Below are 21213 nucleotides of genomic sequence, written 5' to 3' on the forward strand. Positions count from 1 at the left end.
TTTACGTTAACGTAAAGTGTTATTCAACAGATCTGGGACGAAACAAAAGCAAATACAGGTTAAATAAGTGGCAAGTTAACGATACGGTTACTTTAATTAATAGTAATCATATAGTTAACTTGAAGACATCAGTGGTCTGATGAGTTTAATTAGACGAAATTGCTATCAATATCCATTGGAATAACTGTAAGGAGTGCTCTTTGCCCTAATGCTACGCTCGCATTTGGGAAAATAATAGCCTCTCCTTCAACGTCAGCGTAAATCGCTTTATCACCGTCGGTTGCAAGAAGTTCACCTTTCGCAAAGCCAGTAAAGTTCTCAGCATTATCAGAAAAAGGAAAACTAAAATCGTCCTGCGTTTTATTAATTGTGCGATGGACAGCAAATAACTCAAAATCGTTTGCATTAAATTCAGGATATTCAACTTCATTTTGACTAATTAATGCAGTTAAGGTTTGCTTTGTTTTTTCAAAGCGAGCCATGTCGTTTTGGCCAAATGGTTTAACTTGACCTAGCTCTACGGTAAATGAATCAGCTCCATGTATAAATGACGAATAATAGCTAAATGTTGTTGCAGGAGATTTCATCATAAGTACGGTATTTACACCACAACTCAATAAAAATTGTAACTGCGACTTTTTCCAAGGCTTACCATGTAAAAATGGATACACAGCAAATTTTTCGTTTTTAGAGCCTCTAATTGCAGTGTGTAAGTCGTAATGACACCGGCTACTGCCTTGCTCGCCACGTGTATAAAAATCGCTTACGTATTGCTCAAGCTTTGCAGCACGGGTACGCTCATTATTCATTGGTACACCTTCAACTGTATGGTTACCATTAAATAATCTATTTAAGTTTTCTTCTACAAAACGCAGGCCAATATTAATTGATTGTGGATTACCATAAATAAACAAAGCGCGCTGCTTAAGTATCAGCTCGCCTTTTATAATTTGTTTAATAAGTGCATCACAAATTTCAATTGGCGCAGTTTCGTTACCGTGTACGGCGCTTGAATAAACTACATCTTTTGACGTTGTAACAGCAGGTTGAAACTCGATTACACCGGTATCGTGTATATTTACACGAGTTCCATTATCTAAAACAAACTCACCTGCATCTAAATGCCATTCGTTATTGCAACTAAGCGTTAAAAAATCGCCAGTGTGTTTTAATTCATTTAAGTAAGATGGATTGGCTGACATATAATAAGCCCTTAAAAAATAATGTGAGAGTAGACTCTTATGAATATATTTTTATATACACAAGGTATAGAAACGAAAACGGCTGAATAAATCAGCCGTTTTAAAATTATTAGATTAAGTTAGCTTATAACTGAATCTACAAGCTTTTTAGCTTCTTTTTCAAGTAATGCTAAATGCTCTTCACCTTTAAATGATTCAAGGTATATTTTATAAATATCTTCAGTACCTGATGGACGCGCTGCAAACCAGCCGTTCTCAGTTACCACTTTTAAACCACCAATGGCGGCATCGTTACCTGGTGCATGAGTCAATTTTTGCAAAATAGGCTCGCCAGCAAGTGTATCTGCTTTAACATCAGAAGCACTCAATGCTTTTAAACGTGCTTTTTGACCGCTTGTGGCTGGTGCATCTAGGCGTTTATAAATTGGAGAACCAAACTCTTGTTCTAATTCTTTATAAAGCACTGATGGCGTTTTACCTGTCACAGCCAAAATCTCTGCGGCTAATAGACCCATAATGAAGCCATCTTTATCTGTACACCATACAGAGCCATCAAAACGTAGGAATGCAGCACCTGCGCTTTCTTCGCCACCAAAGGCAAGCTTGCCTTTGCTTAAGCCTTCAACAAACCATTTAAAGCCTACTGGTACTTCTTTAACCTTACGGTTGTTACGAGCAGCGACTTTGTCGATCATAGAGCTAGAAACCAATGTTTTGCCAATTTCTACGGTTTCATTCCAATCACGGTGTTTAAGTAAGTAATCGATTGCCACTGCTAAAAAGTGGTTTGGATTCATTAAGCCATCTGGCGTTACAATACCGTGACGATCGTAGTCAGGGTCATTACCAATAGACACATCAAAATCATCTTTTAGTGCAATAAGATTTGCCATTGAATAAGGTGATGAACAATCCATACGAATTTTGCCGTCTTTATCAAGTGGCATAAAAGCAAAACGTGGATCAACAACATCATTAACTACGGTTAAATCTAAATTATATTTTTTTGCAATGACTGGCCAAAAATTAATACCTGAACCACCTAGTGGATCGATACCAATTTTAATACCTGCATCGCTGATTGCTTTTAAATTAACGATATTTGCTAAGTCATCAATATAAGGAGTCATTAAATCTTCGTAGCGGATAAAGCCCGAACGCGATGCTTTAGCGAATGGGAATAACTCAACTTCAACTAAATCTTCTAATAAAAGTTGATTAGCTCTGTCTTCAATCCACTTAGTTACGTCGGTATCAGCTGGTCCGCCATTAGGTGGATTGTATTTAAAGCCACCATCTTCAGGAGGGTTATGCGAAGGCGTAACAACAATCCCGTCTGCTAATTCATTTGGGTGTAGTTTATTGTGGCTCACTATAGCGTGGCTGATAACTGGCGTTGGTGTAAAATCACCGTTTTCTTGCGTTATCACTTGCACTTCGTTAGCAACTAATACTTCAATAGCCGAGTTAAATGCCGCTTCACTCAATGCGTGTGTGTCTTTGCCTAAAAATAACGGACCAAATATGTCATTTTGTTTTCTGTAATCACAAATAGCCTGAGTAATCGCTAGAATGTGTGACTCGTTAAATTTAACATCGTAAGAACAACCACGGTGCCCTGAAGTACCAAAAGCAACACAATGATCTGGATTTTGTTCAAGATCAGGTTCGTTTAAGTAGTACGCAGATACTAATTTAGGTACATTAACCAATGCCGATTGTGGAGCAGTTTTGCCTGCGCCTGAGTGAATAGCCATTATATTTCCTTACAGGTAATCGCGAATTTTTTCAGCTTGCTCTGCACTATATCCAAGGCAAAGAGCAACTTCATGAAGCATCATTTTTTTACGTGTTGTATTAGAATTAGTCATAACCCAATATTCACTATCGGTTATGTTCTTAGGGTTCATACTACTCCCGCTGTTTACTAAAGCTTCTTTACTAGTAGCAAAGTAAACACGGTCACGCCCTTTTATGTCTAATACCGCAGAAAAATCAGTTTTATGTGTGCGGTAAAATGCACTTAAAATAAACAAAAAGCGTCCAACAACGCCCTTTTGCATTGCCAGCTCTTCTTTATTTAATACATTAAAAACATTATCGCTTTTTTGCTTCACTGGTGCGTGAGCTAAAGGCGTTTGTTTTTTTGCAGTCTCAGCAGCAGATGGCTCTGAGCTTTTTAATGTGGCGGTAGACGTAGTCGCAGTTTGATTATTTTGAGTTAGTTCTAGGTTTGCGGTTTGAATTTTTTCGCCGCTCAGATTTAATAAACGACGTAAAATAGTGGATGCACTTTCACCAATACTTTGCGTATTGCTTGCAATATATTGATATAACTCGTCGTCTATGTCGATTTGTTTCATGTTCTTCCTGTCATTACGGGTCACATTTTTTTCTCCCGTGTGATTATACCCAAACCAATCAGAAATGCGAGTTACAACAAGCACTCCCGTAAACATATTAATATTTACCTAATTGTTGTTGATTTAACGCCCAAAAGCCCAATTTAATAAATAGTCGCTGTATTTTTTGCTTTTTAGAGCAATGCTCGGCAAACTATGGCGAAATTTTCAGGAGGCGGGTATGCAGTTAAATTACAGGCAACAAGGGCAAGGTCCTAATGTTATTTTGATACATGGGCTTTTTGGATCATTAGAAAACCTAAATGTAATCGCAAAACCATTAAGTGAACACTTTAATGTTATTAACGTTGATTTACGCAACCACGGACTTTCACCGCATAGCAAGGAAATGAACTACCCGGCAATGGCTCAAGATATTGTTGAGTTATTAGCAGATTTGAACATAGATAAAGCACATTTAGTTGGGCATTCTATGGGTGGTAAAGTGGCAATGGAATTAGCGCTTACACATCCTGAACTTGTAAATAAGCTTGTTGTACTTGATATAGCACCTGTTAGTTACCCCGCTCGCCACACAAAAATATTACAAGCATTAAAAGCAGTTTCAGCGCAGTCAATAGACGATAGAAAGCAAGCTGATGTAATTATGCAACCTTATATAGAAGAACTGGGAGTGCGACAGTTTCTACTTAAAAGTCTCGCTAAAAATGAGGAAGGTCATTTTGCATGGCGGTTTAACTTAAATGTGCTTGACGAAAAATATTCTACAATCACATCCAATGTTAATGAAAATAATTCTTGTTCATGCGATACTCTTTTCATTAAAGGTAATGATTCTGACTATATTTTGCCTGAGCATCGTACTGCAATTAAAGCTCGCTTTAAAAATACTAAAGCTAAAATAATTCATGGCGCAGGCCATTGGCTTCATGCTCAAAAGCCACTTGCTGTAAATAAAGCGATAAACGACTTTTTAACTGCGGTTTAAAGTAATTTTAATCGCGTGTTTTTGATTTTGCGCACTAAATATATGAATAATTATATGCTATAGTACGCGCCGTTTAATTTAAAGGTTATACGTTGATGGTCAGTCAGTTAATTAACGAATTTGATACCCTAGGGTTGTATTTTGGCTTAGCCGGTATTTTCATATTCATCGGCATGGCAATTAAAGACGTACTAAAAAGTGGCAATGTGCCTAAGTTCGGACAATACATTGTCTGGGGCGTGCTCTTTTTAGGTTGTTCGGGCTTTATTGCTAAAGGGCTTATTCAAGTATTTTGGCAAGGCGCAGGTGTAGGTTAAGCATGGCGAAGTCAGAAACAGATAGAACTACACTCGATTTATTTGAATACGAAAAACGCCCAGGCAGACCTAAAACCAATCCCCTTTCACGGGATATGCAGTTAAAGGTAAATAAACGTAATCAAATAAAAAGAGATAAAGCACGTGGTTTAAAGCGTGTTGAATTTAAAGTTTCATCGCAGTTATATCAAGCATTGAGTGATATGGCAGATGCACAAAATATTAGCCGCAGTGCGCTGATTGAAACAATTTTACAAGAAAGATTGGCTATTGATACATAAAAGGTTTTAAATCCATGGCAAGTGTAGGCATTTTTTTCGGAAGTGACACAGGTAACACAGAACACGTAGCAAAAATGATCCAAAAAGAATTGGGTAAAAAGCTAGTGGCTGTTCATGATATTGCAAAAAGCTCTAAAGAAGAGATTGCTGAATTTGATTTGATCTTATTCGGTATCCCTACTTGGTACTACGGCGAAGCACAATGTGACTGGGATGATTTTTTCCCAGAGCTTGAAGAAGTAGACTTTGAAGGTAAACTTGTCGCTATTTTTGGTTGTGGAGACCAAGAAGATTACGCTGAGTACTTTTTAGATGCTATGGGCATGATCAACGATATCGTTACTGAGCGTGGCGCTATTGTGGTTGGTCATTGGCCGAGTGAAAGCTATGACTTTGAAGCATCTAAAGGCATGGCTGATGATAAACATTTTGTAGGTTTGGGTATCGACGAAGACCGCCAACCAGAGCTTACAGAACAACGTGTTAAAGCATGGTCTGCTCAAGTATATGAAGAAATGTGTTTAAGTGAATTAGCTGACTAATTTACTGCATATATCGCTAACTGTTTAAATAATTATCAAACAGTTAGCGTTTTAAGCTTTAGTGGCAATATAAATCAATTGTTCTTTGCACTTAACGCTTAGGCACGTTATCCTGTTTGTTGCTAATGTGTCGTGTACATCTTTGCAAGATGTCTAGTATAACCAAATAAAATTGAGACAGATTTAATGACTGATCATAACTTGGAACTTAAAAAAGCCGGTTTAAAAGTAACTTTACCGCGTATTAAAATATTAGAGATTTTACAATCTCCAGATAACCAACACATCAGCGCTGAAGATGTTTACAAAATTCTTTTGGATTTAGGCGAAGAAATTGGTCTTGCAACTGTATACCGCGTACTTAACCAATTTGATGATGCGGGTATTGTAAGCCGTCATCACTTTGAAGGTGGCAAATCAGTATTTGAACTTTCTGGGAGCACACACCACGATCATTTAGTATGTTTGAAATGTGGCAAAGTGGTAGAGTTTGAAGATGAAATGATTGAACGTCGCCAACTTGAAATTTCTGAAGAAAATGGTATTACACTTACAAACCACTCTTTATATTTATACGGTGAGTGTAATGATAAAGTAGCGTGTAAAGAGTTTAGCGACGCTAACAGCTAATACCGCTTTTAAAAAGCAATAAAAAACCTGCTAAGTGCAGGTTTTTTTGTGTCTAAAATACGCTTGTAATAAACATACCCAGTAAAAACTGGGGATATTAAACCTGAACTCTGGTTAAGAGATTTACCAACGTATTGAATCATGGTGATATTTAAATTTATTTTCTCTAGCCAGAGATTTTAAGTGAAAACAAGGCGAATTCACGCGTCAATAGCTGGCCTATTGCAAGTAAATTCAACGCAGTTAGCGCTGAAAATAGTTGCTCGAGATAGATTTATTATCCAGAGTTCAGGTTTTTTAGATATTACTTTTGAGTTTTAGACCATGAATCGCGAAGACCCACTGTTTGGTTAAATACAACGTTCTCTGATTTAGAATCACGAGAGAAATAACCTGTACGCTCAAACTGAAAGCCCTGCTCTGCTTGTGAATTGGCAAGCGATGGCTCTAATTTAGCGTTTGATAAAACAACCAGTGACTCAGGATTTAATGTTGTTTCAAACTCATCAGCGGCTGCTGGGTTTGGCACACTAAACAAACGATCGTATAAACGAACTTCTGCGGTAATAGACTCTGGTACTGAAACCCAATGAATAACACCTTTTACTTTACGTCCGTCACTTGGATTTTTACCAAGTGTTTCAGCATCGTAAGTACAGAAAATAGTTGTGATTTCGCCGTTTTCGTCTTTTTCAACACGCTGTGCTTTAATAACATAAGCACCACGTAAACGTACTTCTTTATCAAGCACTAAACGTTTGAATTTGTTATTCGCTTCTTCTTTAAAATCTTCTCGTTCTATATAGATTTCACGAGTAAATGGTACATCACGGCGACCCATTTCTTCTTTATTTGGGTGATTGGCCACAGATAAAACCTCAACCTTGTCTGCATCGTAGTTTTCAATAACAACTTTAACAGGATCGAGTACGGCCATTGCACGCGGTGCATTTTCGTTTAAATCTTCACGGATACACGCTTCAAGCATGCCCATTTCAACCATATTCTCTTGCTTTGTTACACCAATGCGCAAACAAAACTCACGAATTGAGCCAGGTGTATAACCACGGCGACGTAAACCTGCAATTGTAGGCATACGTGGGTCATCCCAGCCCTCAACAAAATTGTTTACCACTAAGTCGCTTAGCTTACGCTTTGACATAATAGTGTATTCAAGGTTTAAGCGTGAAAACTCAATTTGTTGTGGATGACACTCTAAACTAATGTTATCAAGTACCCAATCGTATAAACGACGGTTATCTTGGAATTCTAATGTACATAACGAATGTGTAATGCCCTCTAGCGCATCAGAAATACAGTGCGTAAAGTCATACATTGGATAAATGCACCACTTGTCTGCTGTTTGATGATGATGAGCAAAACGTACACGGTAAATAATTGGATCGCGAAGCACCATAAATGAGCTTGCCATATCAATTTTTGCACGCAAGACACATTCACCTTCTTTGAATTCGCCAGCACGCATTTTTTCAAATAACGCTAGGTTTTCTTCAACTGAAGTATCTCTGTATGGGCTGTTTTTACCTGGCTCTTTTAATGTGCCACGATATTCACGTGCTTGATCTGCTGTTAAAAAACAAACGTACGCTAAACCTTTTTCAATTAACTCAACAGCGTAGCCATATAAAGTATCAAAATAATTAGAAGAATACTTTATATCACCATCCCAATTGAAACCTAACCACTGAACATCTTCTTTTATAGAATTAACGTAGTTAATATCTTCTTTTTCTGGGTTTGTATCGTCGAAACGTAGGTTACATAAACCATTGTAATCTTTTGCGATGCCAAAATTTAAACAAATTGATTTGGCATGACCAATATGCAAAAAGCCATTTGGTTCAGGTGGGAAACGTGTATGCGTAGTGGCATGTTTTCCACTTGATAAGTCTTCATCAATTCGGGTTCTAATAAAGTTACTTGGGCGATTCTCAGTTTCCGCCATAGGAGTGCAGTCCTCTAAATATTACGTAATAACAAAACTAATGCATTATTACAAAAACATACACTAACATACAGCAATAGATTAAGGTTTATTTTAGATATTACTTAACTTTAATTCAGCTTAACTCTTGTTTATGAATAAAATTTGTTTTAGCGCAATATTTAAGTCATCAAAGCCAATTATAGTAGCAAAATAACCTACTTTATAAGGATTCGAAGATGGCTACACTTAATCAACATCGTGTATATATTCCAACTAACGCACGCGCAAACCACTACCTTTTAGCAGAAGTCACCCCAAATCAGGATTTTTACAAAAGCTTTAGTAATATAAATTGTTGCTATGAACGTGTTGCGCGCCAACTGTTTGCTTCTTGCGATGAGTATGAGCTTCATAATGTGCACTTATTAGCGAATGATAAATTGCCCGTTGTAAGGTTTAATGATGAGTCTTATCAGTTTGAGACAGATAAACAGATGCTCTTTTTTTATAACCCTTGCTATCATGAAGCGCATAAGATTTATTACACTGAAGGTACACAGAGTAAAAAAATACGTATTCTATTTTTAGCTACAGGCGATGATTTACGAGCCAACTCTGCAGAATTTCATAATAAAGTTCAAAAAGTCTTAAACACTCTACAAGAACAACTTTTAGTAAATCAATCCCAGTTTAAACTTCGCGATCATCAACACTTAACATATGACCTATTTGCTAAAGAAAAAGGCAATAAGGAAAGCTATGGTTACAAATTAAGAAGCCTTTTCCCTCGCTATCAGTCAAGACAATGCAGCATACCCAATGATTACGCAGAGATGACTTACGCGACTTTTACTATACCGGTTTCGCGCGCTATTAAAACGCAATTTCAAACACTAATGAACACAAATGACTATGCTAAATTTTATGACTACTTTGCCTACTCATTTATACGTGCGTGTCAAAATAACAACCTGAATCATGGCGCTATGGTTGCTAATGGCGCAACACCTATTATACGAAACAGTAAAATTGATAAAAGTGAAGGCAATGCAGAACTTCAAAAATTAAGTTTTGATATTGACTCTAATGAAAATCAGATTAAGTATTTTTATGAGGCAAATAAACTAGTAGAGACCCTACATTTTGTAGTGGTTGCTACGCAACAGGATAAACATGAAATGGGGTACGGTCGATTTATGAACCAAGTGGAAAAAACAATTCATTCTCTGTGCAATGAGCTAGCCATAAATAAGCAGCGACAAGATTTATCTTTACGTTTCTTCCAGCATATTAGTTACCCGTTTTAAATTTTCAGCTAATAACAAAAAGGCCCGCATATGCGGGCCTTTTTAAAGGAAACAAGCGATTACCAGCCTGTTTTCTCTTTAAGTGCTTTACCGATATCAGCAAGTGAACGTACAGTTTTTACGCCCGCAGCTTCTAATGCAGCAAATTTCTCATCAGCAGTACCTTTACCACCGGCAATGATTGCGCCAGCGTGACCCATACGCTTACCTTCTGGTGCAGTAACACCAGCAATGTAAGATACTACAGGTTTAGTTACGTTTGCTTTGATGTACTCTGCAGCTTCTTCTTCTGCAGTACCACCAATTTCACCAATCATTACGATTGCTTCAGTTTGTGGATCTTTTTCGAACATTTCTAGAACGTCGATAAAGTTAGTACCTGGAATTGGATCACCACCAATACCAACACACGTAGACTGACCAAAACCAGCATCAGTAGTTTGCTTAACTGCTTCGTACGTTAAAGTACCAGAGCGAGAAACAATACCTACTTTACCAGGTTTGTGGATATGACCAGGCATGATACCAATCTTAGTCTCACCAGGAGTGATAACACCTGGACAGTTAGGACCGATCATACGAGTACCTGTTTGATCTAGTTTGATTTTAACATCAACCATATCAAGTGTAGGGATACCTTCAGTGATACAAACAATCAGCTCGATGCCAGCATCGATAGCTTCTAAGATTGCATCTTTACAGAAAGGAGCTGGTACATAAATAACTGAAGCTGTTGCGCCAGTTTCTTGAACAGCATCACGAACTGTGTTGAATACAGGAAGACCAAGGTGCGTTTGACCGCCTTTACCCGGGCTAACACCACCAACCATTTGTGTACCGTACTCAAGCGCTTGCTCTGAGTGGAAAGTACCTTGGCCACCAGTGAAACCTTGACAGATAACTTTTGTATCTTTATTGATTAATACAGACATTATTTGCCCTCCGCAGCAGCAACAACTTTCTCAGCAGCGTCTGTTAGTGATTCAGCAGCAATGATATCTAGACCAGAGTTCTTAAGAACTTCACGACCTAATTCAGCATTAGTACCTTCTAAACGTACAACAACTGGTACGGTTACGCCAACTTCTTTAACTGCACCAATGATGCCTTCAGCAATCATGTCACAACGTACAATACCGCCAAAGATGTTTACTAAAACAGCTTTAACATTGTCGTCAGAAAGAATGATTTTGAATGCTTCAGAAACACGTTCTTTAGTCGCGCCGCCACCAACATCTAGGAAGTTAGCCGGTTTGCCGCCATGTAGGTTTACGATGTCCATAGTACCCATCGCTAGGCCTGCACCGTTAACCATACAACCAACATTGCCATCTAGAGCAACGTAGTTAAGTTCGAAGCTTGCTGCGTGTGCTTCACGTGCATCTTCTTGAGATGGATCGTGGAACTCACGGATTTTAGGTTGACGGTAAAGTGCATTACCATCGATACCGATTTTGCCGTCAAGACAGTGAAGATTACCTTCGTCTGTGATTACTAACGGGTTGATTTCAAGTAGTGCGAAATCAAAATCAGTGAACATTTTACCAAGACCCATAAAGATCTTAACAAACTGCTTCATTTGTACTGGGTTAAGACCCAATTTGAAGCCTAGCTCACGTGCTTGGAAAGCCTGTGGACCCACTAGTGGATCGATTTCAGCTTTGTGGATAAGCTCAGGTGTTTCTTCTGCAACAGTTTCAATTTCAACGCCGCCTTCAGTAGACGCCATGAAAACTACTTTGCGAGATGCACGGTCAACTACTGCACCTAGGTACAATTCGTTAGCAATGTCAGTACAGCTTTCAACTAAAATTTTAGCTACTGGCTGGCCTTTCTCGTCTGTTTGGTAAGTAACTAGGTTTTTACCCAACCAGTTAGCTGCAAACGCTTTTACTTCGTCGATAGTTTTAACTAGCTTTACACCGCCAGCTTTACCACGTCCACCTGCGTGAACCTGAGTTTTAACAACCCACATATCACCGCCGATTTTTTCAGCAGCTGCTGCAGCTTCTTCAGGTGTATCGCAAGCGAAACCTTGAGAAACTGGTAAACCATATTCGGCAAAAAGTTGTTTTGCCTGATACTCATGCAAATTCATGATGCTTTATCCAATTTTTTATACTAAAAGAGCTGAATATTTTTTCAAATAAACAACTATCCCAAATTGCGCACCTAGTATAGATCCCAAGGCTTAACATGAAAACCCCAGTAAGACCAAAGGCGCAAAAAAAAAGCTGTGAATGTTCATTCACAGCTTACATTTCATACAACTAGATTAAACATCTAGCAATAAGCGAGTTGGATCTTCAAGCAACTCTTTAATAGTCACTAAGAAACCAACAGATTCTTTACCATCAATAATGCGGTGGTCATAAGAAAGTGCTAAATACATCATAGGAAGTATTTCAACTTTACCATTTACAGCCATAGGACGGTCTTGGATTTTATGCATACCCAAAATCGAAGATTGTGGCAAGTTAATGATAGGTGTAGATAGTAATGAACCAAATACTCCACCGTTAGTAATAGTGAAGTTACCACCGGTCATATCAGCAAGCGTAAGCTTACCATCACGACCTTTAAGTGCTAACTCACGAATACCTTTTTCGATTTCAGCAACAGATAATTTGTCACAATCTTTAAGTACTGGAGTAACTAGACCACGTGGAGTAGATACTGCAATGCTGATATCAAAATAGTTATGGTAGACAATATCGTCACCATCGATTGATGCGTTAACATCTGGGAAACGCTTAAGTGCTTCAGTTACCGCTTTCACGTAGAAAGACATGAAACCTAAACGAATCCCATGACGCTTTTCAAACACTTCTTGGTACTGCTTACGAAGGCTCATGATTGGTTCCATGTTCACTTCGTTGAATGTTGTTAACATTGCAGTTGAGTTTTTAGCTTCAAGAAGACGTGTTGCAATCGTTTTACGTAAACGGGTCATAGGAACACGTTTTTGAGTACGATCGCCCATCGGTGCTGCTGGAGCAGAAGCTTCTGCTTTTTTAGCCGCTGGCGCTGGCGCTTTTAAGAAAGTATCAACGTCTTCTTTAGTTACACGACCATTTTTACCCGTGCCATTAATCTTAGAAGCGTCTAAGCCTTTCTCAGCGATTAAACGACGAACTGATGGTGTTAACACATCTGAACTTTCGCTTGAATCTGCTGCTGGCGCAGAGTCTGCTTTTGCAGCTGGTGCCGCTGGTGCACCGCCTGCTTTAACCGAACCAATTACTTGCTCGCCTAATACAGTATCGCCTTCGCCGTGAATGATATCACCCATGATGCCATCTTCTTGAGCTACTACTTCAAGAACAACTTTATCTGTTTCAATATCTACCAAGTTTTGGTCGCGTGTTACCGCGTCACCTGGTTGTACATGCCATGTAGCAATTGTTGCGTCTGCAACTGATTCTGGAAGTACAGGTACTTTAATGTCCACTTCTTTACCTTCTGATGCTGGTGCTGATTGCGCCGCTGGCGCGTCTTCTGATTTAGCTGGTGCTGATTCTTCTTTAGTTGAACCTTCACTTGCTGGCGCTGCATCAGCATCACCAAGTAAACCCATAACTTGATCGCCAAGTACGGTTGCACCTTCTTCTTGTGATATTTCTGTAATTACACCGTCGTGCTGTGCAACCACTTCTAAAACCACTTTATCTGTTTCAATGTCTACTAAGTTTTGATCGCGAGTTACTTTGTCGCCAACACTTACATGCCATGTAGCAACGGTAGCATCTGCAACCGACTCAGGAAGAACAGGAACTTTAATTTCTGTGCTCATTGCTTATCCTTTATTTTCTATAGTAAGCGCGTCGGCTACGAGCGCTTGTTGTTCTTTAGTATGTACTGACATGTAACCACACGCTGGCGATGCAGAGGCTTTACGACCTGCATATTTTAATTTAGCACCTTGTGGGATTGCATCAATAAAGTGATGTTGTGAACAGTACCATGCGCCTTGGTTTTGTGGCTCTTCTTGACACCAAACAAAATCAGTTACGTGTTGGTAACGCTCTATAATTGTTTGCATTTCATCGTGTGGGAACGGGTATAACTGTTCAACACGTACAATTGCAATATTATCTTGCTCAAGCTTACGACGTTCTTGTAATAGCTCGTAGTAAACTTTACCGCTACAAAATACAACTCGCTCTACTTTCTCTGGCTTAATATCATCGATTTCGTCAATCATATTATGGAAAACACCGTGTGAAAGCTCTTCAAGTGATGAAGTAGCAAGCGGATGACGAAGTAGTGACTTAGGCGTCATAACAATCAATGGACGACGAAGTGGTCGAACTGATTGACGACGAAGCATAGCGTAAACTTGCGCTGGCGTTGAAGGAACACATACTTGCATATTGTGATCAGCACATAGTTGTAAGAAACGCTCTAGGCGTGCTGAACTATGCTCTGGACCTTGACCTTCGTAACCATGAGGTAACAATATTGTAAGACCACATAAACGGCCCCATTTTTGCTCACCAGAACTTAAAAATTGGTCAAATACTACTTGAGCGCCATTGGCAAAATCACCAAATTGAGCTTCCCAAAGTAGTAATGAAGTTGGCTCCGCAGTTGCATAACCATATTCAAAGGCAACAACAGCTTCTTCAGAAAGAACAGAGTCAAATATTTGAAAAGTACCTTGGTCTTCACTCAAGTGTTGAAGTGGCGTATAAGTAGCGCCGTCTGATTGGCTATGAACTACTGCATGACGGTGGAAAAAAGTACCACGTCCTGAATCCTGACCCGTTAAACGAATATCAGTACCTTCAGTTGCAATTGTTGCATAAGCAAGCGTTTCAGCCATACCCCAATCAAGTGGTTTCTCTCCAGAAGCCATTAGTTTACGGTCGTCATAGATCTTTTTAACGCGTGACTGTGCTTTATACTGCTCTGGGTAAGAAGCTATCTTCTCACCAAGAGCCTTAAGCTCTTCTAAAGGTACGCTAGCATCATACTCAACGTCCCATTCATGACCAACATACTTTGCCCAATCAGAAGAATGTGAAGTCTCTGGCTGTATTTCAGAAACAACACAGTTACCTTCATCTAATGCATCACGATATTCATCAGCGAGCGCTTTAATTTCTTGTTCAGAGAAAGAACCTTCAGCAATAAGTTGATCTGCATAGATTAAACGCGGCACTGGATGTTTTTTGATTTTTTGGTACATAACAGGCTGAGTTGCATTAGGCTCATCAGCTTCATTGTGACCATGGCGACGATAACAGACTAAATCGATTACTACATCACGCTTAAACTGATTTCTAAAATCAAGTGCAATTTGAGTAACAAATGCAACTGCTTCAGGATCATCTGAATTAACATGGAAGATAGGAGACTGGACCATTTTAGCAATGTCAGTACAGTATGGCGTTGAACGAACGTCATCTTGCTTCGAGGTTGTGAAACCTACTTGGTTGTTAACAACAATACGAATACTACCACCACAGCTAAACGCGTTAGTTTGTGACATATTAAACGTTTCTTGTACAACACCTTGACCAGCAATCGCAGAGTCACCATGGATTGTAATTGGTAATGCTTTAATACCAGAGCTGTCACCTAAGCGATCAAGACGAGCACGCACAGAGCCCATAACTACTGGATTAACAATTTCAAGATGTGATGGGTTAAAAGCAAGCGCCATATGTACATTGCCACCTTTGGTAGCAAAATCAGACGAGTAACCCATATGATACTTAACATCACCAGAACTTAATGTTTCTTTGTGAATACCAGCAAATTCATCAAATAACTCTGATGGGTTTTTACCAAGTACGTTCACAAGAACATTTAAACGACCGCGGTGAGCCATACCAATAACAGCTTCTTGTTGGCCGCTTTCACCAGCACGGTGAATAAGCTCTTTAAGCATTGGAACTAACGCATCACCACCTTCAAGTGAAAAACGTTTAGCACCTGGAAACTTTGAGCCTAAATATTTTTCAAGACCGTCAGCTGCTGTAAGCCCTTTCAGGATACGAAGCTTTTCATCTTTTGAGAATTTAGGTCTAGACTGGACAGATTCAAGACGTTGTTGTAACCAACGTTTTTCCTCTGTTGATGTGATGTGCATATACTCAGCGCCAACCGAACCACAATAAGTAGTTTTCAGAGCTTGGTATAATTCACCTAAAGGCATAGTATCGCGCCCAACGGCAAACGATCCTACGTTAAACTCGCGGTCAAAATCACTTGAAGATAAGTCGTGGTACTCTAGCTCTAAATCTCGTACACGTTCTCGCTGCCAAATGCCTAATGGATCTAGGTTTGCATTTTGGTGTCCTCGAAAACGGAAAGCATTAATAAGTTGTAGAACTTTAACCTGTTTAAGGTCACCGCCACTACCCTCTGCTACCACTACTTCTCTATGCTTGTTTTTAGCAAGCTGTGCAAACTGTGCTCGAACCTCTGAATGTTTTACTTCAACATCCACACCATCAACTTTAGGTAATTGTTCAAACACTTCTCGCCATTCGTCTGGCACAGAAGTCGCATCGTCTAAATACGCTTCATAAAGCTCTTCTACATAAGCAACGTTGCCGCCGTTTAAATGTGAAGATTCTAGCCATGCCTTCATCACACCTTCGTGCATTTATAAGCCCTTTTTTTTAGCGCAGAAATTAATAGTTATTATAACAAGATGGCTAATATAATTTTAATATTAGCCATCTTACCTTTACTAAGCTATCAAACCGCTCGGTTTAGTAACATAGATTTGATTTGTCCAATTGCTTTGGTCGGATTAAGACCCTTAGGACAAACGCTAACACAGTTCATGATACTGTGACAACGGAACACACTGAACGCATCGTCTAAATCCGCTAAACGTTCTTCAGTTGCTGTATCTCGGCTATCAGCCAAGAAACGGTAAGCATGAAGAAGGCCTGCTGGACCAATGAACTTGTCTGGATTCCACCAGAACGAAGGACACGATGTTGAACAACATGCACACAAAATACACTCATATAACCCGTCTAATTTATCACGTTCTTCAATAGTTTGAAGACGTTCGCCTGCTGCAGGCTGATCATTAATTAAATAAGGTTTAACTTTTTCGTACTGAGTGTAGAACTGACTCATGTCAATAACAAGGTCACGGACCACAGGTAAACCTGGTAGTGGACGTACTACTATTTTACCTTTGCCATTTTTTTGTAGCGTAGATAAAGGAGTAATACATGCTAAACCATTTTTACCATTCATGTTAACACCATCAGATCCACACACACCTTCACGGCATGAACGACGGAAAGATAATGTAGGATCTTGTTCTTTTAGAAGAATAAGTGCATCCAACACCATCATGTCGTGACCTTCCTCTGTTTGCAAGGTGTATTCTTGCATACGAGGAGCGTTGTCAACATCTGGATTATAACGATAAACTGAAAATTGTACTTGTGCCATCGTCTATCTCCTAGTAAACACGTGCTTTAGGTGGGAAAGCTTCACGCGTTTTAGGCGCATAGTTTACATCACGCTTGCTCATTTCATCCGTTACAGGATTGAATACTGAGTGACATAACCAGTTTTCGTCATCACGATCTGGGAAGTCAAAGCGAGAATGTGCACCACGGCTTTCTGTACGGAAGTTTGCAGCTACTGCAGTTGAGTAAGCTGTTTCCATTAAGTTGTCTAGTTCAAGACATTCGATACGCTGCGTGTTGAAGTCTGATGATTTATCATCAAGACGAGCATGTTGCAGACGTTCGCGAATTTCTTTAAGTTCTTGAAGACCTGCAGCCATTGAGTCACCTTCACGGAATACCGAGAAGTTAAGCTGCATACATTGTTGTAGGTCTTTTTTGATTTGAACTGGATCTTCACCTTGGCCAGCCGTTGAGTTTTCCCAACGATTGTAACGTGCAAGAGACGCTTCTAAATCTGATTCTGAAGCAGCTTTAGATATTTCAACGTCATTTAGGTACTTACCTAAGAAGTTACCCGCAGCACGACCAAACACAACTAAATCTAGTAATGAGTTACCACCTAAGCGGTTTGCACCATGTACAGATACACAGGCAATCTCACCTACTGCAAATAAACCTTGAACTACTGTTTCGTTGCCTTGAACATCGATTTGTAGCGCTTGTCCATTTACATTAGTAGGAACACCACCCATCATATAATGACAAGTTGGAATTACTGGAATTGGCTCTTTTGCAGGGTCAACGTGAGCAAATGTTTTAGCAAGGTCACATACGCCAGGAAGACGTAAGTTAAGTGTTTCTTCACCTAAGTGGTCAAGTTTTAACTTAAGATGTGGACCCCAAGGACCATCACAGCCACGCCCTTCACGGATCTCAGTCATCATTGAACGTGCAACAACGTCGCGAGACGCTAAGTCTTTTGCGTTTGGAGCGTAACGTTCCATGAAGCGCTCGCCATCTTTATTTAAAAGATAACCGCCTTCACCACGACAACCTTCAGTTACTAGCGTACCAGCACCTGCAATACCCGTTGGGTGGAACTGCCACATTTCCATGTCTTGCATAGAAATACCAGCACGTGTTGCCATACCAACACCGTCACCAGTGTTAATGTGAGCATTAGTGGTTGATGCAAATATACGACCTGCACCACCAGTAGCTAATACAACTGCTTTAGATTTGAAGAAGGTAACTTCACCTGTCTCAATCTCAATTGCAGTACACCCTACTACATCACCATTATCGTTTTTAACTAAATCAAGTGCATACCATTCAGAGAATACATTTGTTTTGTTTTTAACGTTTTGTTGATAAAGAAGGTGTAATAAAGCATGGCCCGTACGGTCAGCAGCAGCTGCAGTACGTGCGGCTTGTTCACCACCAAAGTTTTTCGATTGACCACCTAAAGGACGTTGGTAAACACGGCCATTTTCAAAACGAGAAAATGGTAAACCCATGTTTTCTAGTTCAGTAATAGCTTCTGGGCCAGTTTGACACATGTATTCAATAGCGTCTTGGTCACCGATGAAATCGGAACCTTTAACGGTATCATACATATGCCATTCCCAGTTATCTTCGTGTGAATTACCAAGCGCAACCGTAATACCGCCTTGAGCAGATACAGTGTGTGAGCGCGTTGGAAATACTTTAGATATTAATGCACACGTTTTGCCAGATTCTGTAATTGCTAAAGCAGCGCGCATACCTGCACCACCTGCACCAATTACTACGGCGTCAAATTCACGAACAGAATATTTCACTTAAACACCCCATAATACGATTAGACCAATAGCTACGTAAGCAACGGCCATTAGGTTTAATACAAAACCTAAAACTGCACGAAGCTTTGCGCACTTAACATAGTCTGTAAGAACTTGCCAAAGGCCAATGCGGGTATGAACCATAATGCAAACAAGGGTAATTAACGTAAACCCTTTCATTGCTAGGTTAGAGAAGAGGCCTGTCCAGGCTTCGAAAGTGACTTCTGGCGTCGCTAAAAAATAGCCGATAATAAAAATCGCGTAAGCGCTGATTATTAATGCCGTGGTACGTAAAGATACGAAATCTTGTACACCATCACGTTTTAGAGTTGCTTGATTTAAAACCATATCCACACCCCTGCCAATACGGCAAACACAACACCAAGAGCCATTGAAACTTTAGCGCTGAGGTTACCTGATTCAAGTTCTTCCCAATGTCCCATATCCATAATCATATGACGGATACCACCAATAAGGTGATAACCTAATACAGAAACAGTGCCCCAAGCTATAAATTTGGCAATGAATCCGTTAAACAGACCCTTGACGAATTCAAAACTTTCAGCTGAAGAGAGAGACTCAGACCAAGCCCAAATGACAAACGTTAAAGCAAAAAATAATGCAACACCGGTGACGCGGTGAAAAATTGAAGCTTTAGCCGTTGCCGGCATAGATATAGTTGTTAGATCTAGATTTACAGGTCTTTGCTTTTTCACAGTTACTTGCCCATCTTGCTCACAGTGGAGCTCATCTACTTGTTTTTCTAAAAACCCACCAAATATTACTGATGGAACTATCAAAATAAACGTACCAAAACAATTAAAGTTCACAAACCTGTAAATTTTAAGCTGTTAAGAATATGTTTACCCAAATACAATACGGTTTAAAACCACCGTTAGTATATATACCCACAGGGCTTTTTACAATTCTTGTTTATTTAGAGATGTTTGCGAATTAGCCAATAGTATTATATTTAATTAATACCGAATATTTATTATACATATATGCATAATGTTTATAAAAATTGACTTTAACCCCCTCTTTCACGTTAAAATGAAAAGATGTGCTTAAAACAGATTTCAGAACTTTAAAATCTAAAAATCAGAATAGATATCTTAATAGGAGATACATAACGATGGCAGATAAAAAAGCCACAGTCCAAATTGATGGACTAGATCCAATCGAACTTCCAATTTATCAAGGCACTGCTGGCCAAGATGTAATCGACGTACGTACGTTAGGTTCACACGGTCACTTTACTTATGACCCAGGTTTCATGTCGACTGGTTCTTGTGAATCTGCAATCACCTATATTGATGGTGGTAAAGGTGTACTACTTCACCGTGGTTACCCAATTGAGCAATTAGCTGAAGACTCAAATTACATTGAACTTTGTTACTTACTTTTAAATGGTGAGTTACCTTCTAAAGAACAATATGAAGTTTTTAAGAATGAAATCACTACAAGCACTATGCTTGATGAGAAGATTGCTAACTTTTTCCAAGGTTTCCGCTTCGACGCTCACCCAATGGCAATGCTTTGTGGTGTAGTGGGTGCATTATCATCTTTCTATCATGAAGACCTTGATATTACTGATGCTGAACAACGTAAAACAAGCGCAGTTAAGCTTGTCGCTAAGTTACCAACAATCGCGGCAATGGCTTACAAAACAAATATCGGCCAACCGTTTGTATACCCACGTAACGATTTAAGCTACGCAGAAAACTTCTTACACATGATGTTCTCTGTACCTGCTGAAGAATACAAAGTTAATCCTGTAACTGCAAAAGCAATGGATAAAATCTTTATGCTTCATGCAGATCATGAACAAAATGCATCAACTTCAACAGTTCGTCTTGCTGGTTCATCTGGTGCTAACCCGTATGCATGTATTGCAGCTGGTATTGCATCTTTATGGGGACCTGCTCACGGCGGCGCTAATGAAGCATGTTTAAACATGTTAGAAGAGATTGGCTCTGTTGACCGTATTGATGAATACGTAGCTAAAGCTAAAGATAAAGCTGACCCGTTCCGCCTTATGGGCTTTGGACACCGTGTTTACAAAAACTTTGACCCACGAGCTACAGTAATGCGTCAAACGTGTCACGAAGTTTTAGCTGAGCTGAATATCCAAGATCCACTTCTTGATATTGCTATGAAGCTTGAGCAAATAGCGCTTGAAGACCCGTACTTTGTAGAGAAAAAACTATACCCTAATGTAGATTTCTACTCTGGTATTATCTTAAAAGCGATTGGTATTCCAACAAGCATGTTCACTGTAATCTTTGCAATGGCACGTACTGTTGGTTGGATCACTCACTGGGATGAGATGCTATCTCAGCCTGGTCATAAGATCAGCCGTCCTCGTCAACTTTATACTGGTTACACTCAACGTGACTACGTATCAACTGACAAGCGTTAATT

Annotated in this window: 19 protein-coding genes; 7 read left to right on the forward strand and 12 right to left on the reverse strand. The window is 39.5% G+C overall.

From position 1 onward, the window contains the following. Positions 1-149: 149 nt before the first annotated feature. The 3 genes from astE to seqA all read right to left on the reverse strand — a co-directional run bounded on the left by astE (position 150) and on the right by seqA (position 3565). Complete coding sequence (gene astE / locus L656_RS0113300; RefSeq protein ID WP_024599566.1) at positions 150-1202, reverse strand: succinylglutamate desuccinylase; 1053 nt, start codon at positions 1200-1202, stop codon at positions 150-152. Between the two features lie 119 nt (positions 1203-1321). Then, positions 1322-2959, reverse strand: a complete 1638-nt coding sequence (gene pgm / locus L656_RS0113305; RefSeq protein ID WP_024599567.1) for a phosphoglucomutase (alpha-D-glucose-1,6-bisphosphate-dependent) — start codon at positions 2957-2959, stop codon at positions 1322-1324. A gap of 9 nt (positions 2960-2968) precedes the next feature. Beyond that, positions 2969-3565, reverse strand: coding sequence for a replication initiation negative regulator SeqA (gene seqA, locus L656_RS0113310; protein WP_024599568.1), 597 nt, complete (start codon positions 3563-3565; stop codon positions 2969-2971). A gap of 220 nt (positions 3566-3785) precedes the next feature. Between seqA and L656_RS0113315 the strand changes: the two genes are divergently transcribed. From L656_RS0113315 to fur, 5 genes are all read left to right on the forward strand, one after another. Beyond that, positions 3786-4553, forward strand: coding sequence for an alpha/beta fold hydrolase (locus L656_RS0113315; protein WP_024599569.1), 768 nt, complete (start codon positions 3786-3788; stop codon positions 4551-4553). Between the two features lie 95 nt (positions 4554-4648). After that, the gene (locus tag L656_RS0113320) at positions 4649-4870 is read left to right on the forward strand and encodes a DUF2788 domain-containing protein (protein WP_002962930.1); all 222 of its coding nucleotides are present in this window, start codon (positions 4649-4651) and stop codon (positions 4868-4870) included. A 2-nt stretch (positions 4871-4872) separates the two neighbouring features. Continuing rightward, complete coding sequence (gene ybfE / locus L656_RS0113325; protein ID WP_002962928.1) at positions 4873-5151, forward strand: LexA regulated protein; 279 nt, start codon at positions 4873-4875, stop codon at positions 5149-5151. A 14-nt stretch (positions 5152-5165) separates the two neighbouring features. Then, entirely contained in the window at positions 5166-5693 is a 528-nt protein-coding gene (fldA, locus tag L656_RS0113330; protein WP_007586856.1) for a flavodoxin FldA, read from the forward strand. Between the two features lie 186 nt (positions 5694-5879). Continuing rightward, on the forward strand, positions 5880-6323 hold the full coding sequence (gene fur / locus L656_RS0113335) for a ferric iron uptake transcriptional regulator (RefSeq protein WP_024599570.1): 444 nt from the start codon (positions 5880-5882) through the stop codon (positions 6321-6323). A 304-nt stretch (positions 6324-6627) separates the two neighbouring features. Here the strand turns inward: fur and glnS are convergent, their stop codons facing one another. Further along, positions 6628-8289 carry a glutamine--tRNA ligase gene (gene glnS, locus L656_RS0113340; RefSeq protein ID WP_024599571.1) on the reverse strand — a complete coding sequence of 554 codons (1662 nt, stop codon included), beginning with the start codon at positions 8287-8289 and terminating at the stop codon, positions 6628-6630. 218 nt (positions 8290-8507) lie between these two features. Between glnS and L656_RS0113345 the strand changes: the two genes are divergently transcribed. Next, positions 8508-9578, forward strand: a complete 1071-nt coding sequence (locus tag L656_RS0113345) for a DUF3083 family protein (protein ID WP_024599572.1) — start codon at positions 8508-8510, stop codon at positions 9576-9578. Positions 9579-9637: 59 nt separating this feature from the next. Here the strand turns inward: L656_RS0113345 and sucD are convergent, their stop codons facing one another. From sucD to sdhC, 8 genes are all read right to left on the reverse strand, one after another. Continuing rightward, entirely contained in the window at positions 9638-10510 is an 873-nt protein-coding gene (gene sucD, locus L656_RS0113350; RefSeq protein ID WP_024599573.1) for a succinate--CoA ligase subunit alpha, read from the reverse strand. Then, positions 10510-11676: an ADP-forming succinate--CoA ligase subunit beta gene (gene sucC / locus L656_RS0113355; RefSeq protein WP_024599574.1), complete on the reverse strand. Its 1167-nt coding sequence runs from the start codon at positions 11674-11676 to the stop codon at positions 10510-10512. The genes sucD and sucC overlap by 1 nt, the downstream gene beginning before the upstream one ends. A gap of 177 nt (positions 11677-11853) precedes the next feature. Beyond that, positions 11854-13371: a 2-oxoglutarate dehydrogenase complex dihydrolipoyllysine-residue succinyltransferase gene (odhB, locus tag L656_RS0113360; RefSeq protein ID WP_024599575.1), complete on the reverse strand. Its 1518-nt coding sequence runs from the start codon at positions 13369-13371 to the stop codon at positions 11854-11856. 3 nt (positions 13372-13374) lie between these two features. Continuing rightward, entirely contained in the window at positions 13375-16194 is a 2820-nt protein-coding gene (gene sucA, locus L656_RS0113365) for a 2-oxoglutarate dehydrogenase E1 component (protein WP_024599576.1), read from the reverse strand. 95 nt (positions 16195-16289) lie between these two features. Beyond that, complete coding sequence (locus L656_RS0113370) at positions 16290-17006, reverse strand: succinate dehydrogenase iron-sulfur subunit (RefSeq protein ID WP_007375751.1); 717 nt, start codon at positions 17004-17006, stop codon at positions 16290-16292. A gap of 10 nt (positions 17007-17016) precedes the next feature. After that, entirely contained in the window at positions 17017-18789 is a 1773-nt protein-coding gene (sdhA, locus tag L656_RS0113375) for a succinate dehydrogenase flavoprotein subunit (protein WP_024599577.1), read from the reverse strand. Further along, on the reverse strand, positions 18790-19137 hold the full coding sequence (sdhD, locus tag L656_RS0113380) for a succinate dehydrogenase, hydrophobic membrane anchor protein (RefSeq protein ID WP_007586873.1): 348 nt from the start codon (positions 19135-19137) through the stop codon (positions 18790-18792). It lies immediately after the preceding gene. Beyond that, complete coding sequence (sdhC, locus tag L656_RS0113385; RefSeq protein ID WP_076914908.1) at positions 19128-19505, reverse strand: succinate dehydrogenase, cytochrome b556 subunit; 378 nt, start codon at positions 19503-19505, stop codon at positions 19128-19130. The genes sdhD and sdhC overlap by 10 nt, the downstream gene beginning before the upstream one ends. A gap of 419 nt (positions 19506-19924) precedes the next feature. On the opposite strand from sdhC, the gene L656_RS0113390 reads away from it, so the two are divergent. Beyond that, entirely contained in the window at positions 19925-21211 is a 1287-nt protein-coding gene (locus L656_RS0113390) for a citrate synthase (protein WP_007586875.1), read from the forward strand. Positions 21212-21213: the final 2 nt, after the last annotated feature.

Source organism: Pseudoalteromonas sp. TAE56 (assembly GCF_000497955.1).
In the GTDB taxonomy this organism is placed as follows: domain Bacteria; phylum Pseudomonadota; class Gammaproteobacteria; order Enterobacterales; family Alteromonadaceae; genus Pseudoalteromonas.

Coding starts and splice junctions, on each gene's coding strand:
- astE (WP_024599566.1), bottom strand. CDS start 1,202: ATGTCAGCCAATCCATCTTACTTAAATGAATTAAAACACACTGGCGAT.
- pgm (WP_024599567.1), bottom strand. CDS start 2,959: ATGGCTATTCACTCAGGCGCAGGCAAAACTGCTCCACAATCGGCATTG.
- seqA (WP_024599568.1), bottom strand. CDS start 3,565: ATGAAACAAATCGACATAGACGACGAGTTATATCAATATATTGCAAGC.
- L656_RS0113315 (WP_024599569.1), top strand. CDS start 3,786: ATGCAGTTAAATTACAGGCAACAAGGGCAAGGTCCTAATGTTATTTTG.
- L656_RS0113320 (WP_002962930.1), top strand. CDS start 4,649: ATGGTCAGTCAGTTAATTAACGAATTTGATACCCTAGGGTTGTATTTT.
- ybfE (WP_002962928.1), top strand. CDS start 4,873: ATGGCGAAGTCAGAAACAGATAGAACTACACTCGATTTATTTGAATAC.
- fldA (WP_007586856.1), top strand. CDS start 5,166: ATGGCAAGTGTAGGCATTTTTTTCGGAAGTGACACAGGTAACACAGAA.
- fur (WP_024599570.1), top strand. CDS start 5,880: ATGACTGATCATAACTTGGAACTTAAAAAAGCCGGTTTAAAAGTAACT.
- glnS (WP_024599571.1), bottom strand. CDS start 8,289: ATGGCGGAAACTGAGAATCGCCCAAGTAACTTTATTAGAACCCGAATT.
- L656_RS0113345 (WP_024599572.1), top strand. CDS start 8,508: ATGGCTACACTTAATCAACATCGTGTATATATTCCAACTAACGCACGC.
- sucD (WP_024599573.1), bottom strand. CDS start 10,510: ATGTCTGTATTAATCAATAAAGATACAAAAGTTATCTGTCAAGGTTTC.
- sucC (WP_024599574.1), bottom strand. CDS start 11,676: ATGAATTTGCATGAGTATCAGGCAAAACAACTTTTTGCCGAATATGGT.
- odhB (WP_024599575.1), bottom strand. CDS start 13,371: ATGAGCACAGAAATTAAAGTTCCTGTTCTTCCTGAGTCGGTTGCAGAT.
- sucA (WP_024599576.1), bottom strand. CDS start 16,194: ATGCACGAAGGTGTGATGAAGGCATGGCTAGAATCTTCACATTTAAAC.
- L656_RS0113370 (WP_007375751.1), bottom strand. CDS start 17,006: ATGGCACAAGTACAATTTTCAGTTTATCGTTATAATCCAGATGTTGAC.
- sdhD (WP_007586873.1), bottom strand. CDS start 19,137: ATGGTTTTAAATCAAGCAACTCTAAAACGTGATGGTGTACAAGATTTC.
- L656_RS0113390 (WP_007586875.1), top strand. CDS start 19,925: ATGGCAGATAAAAAAGCCACAGTCCAAATTGATGGACTAGATCCAATC.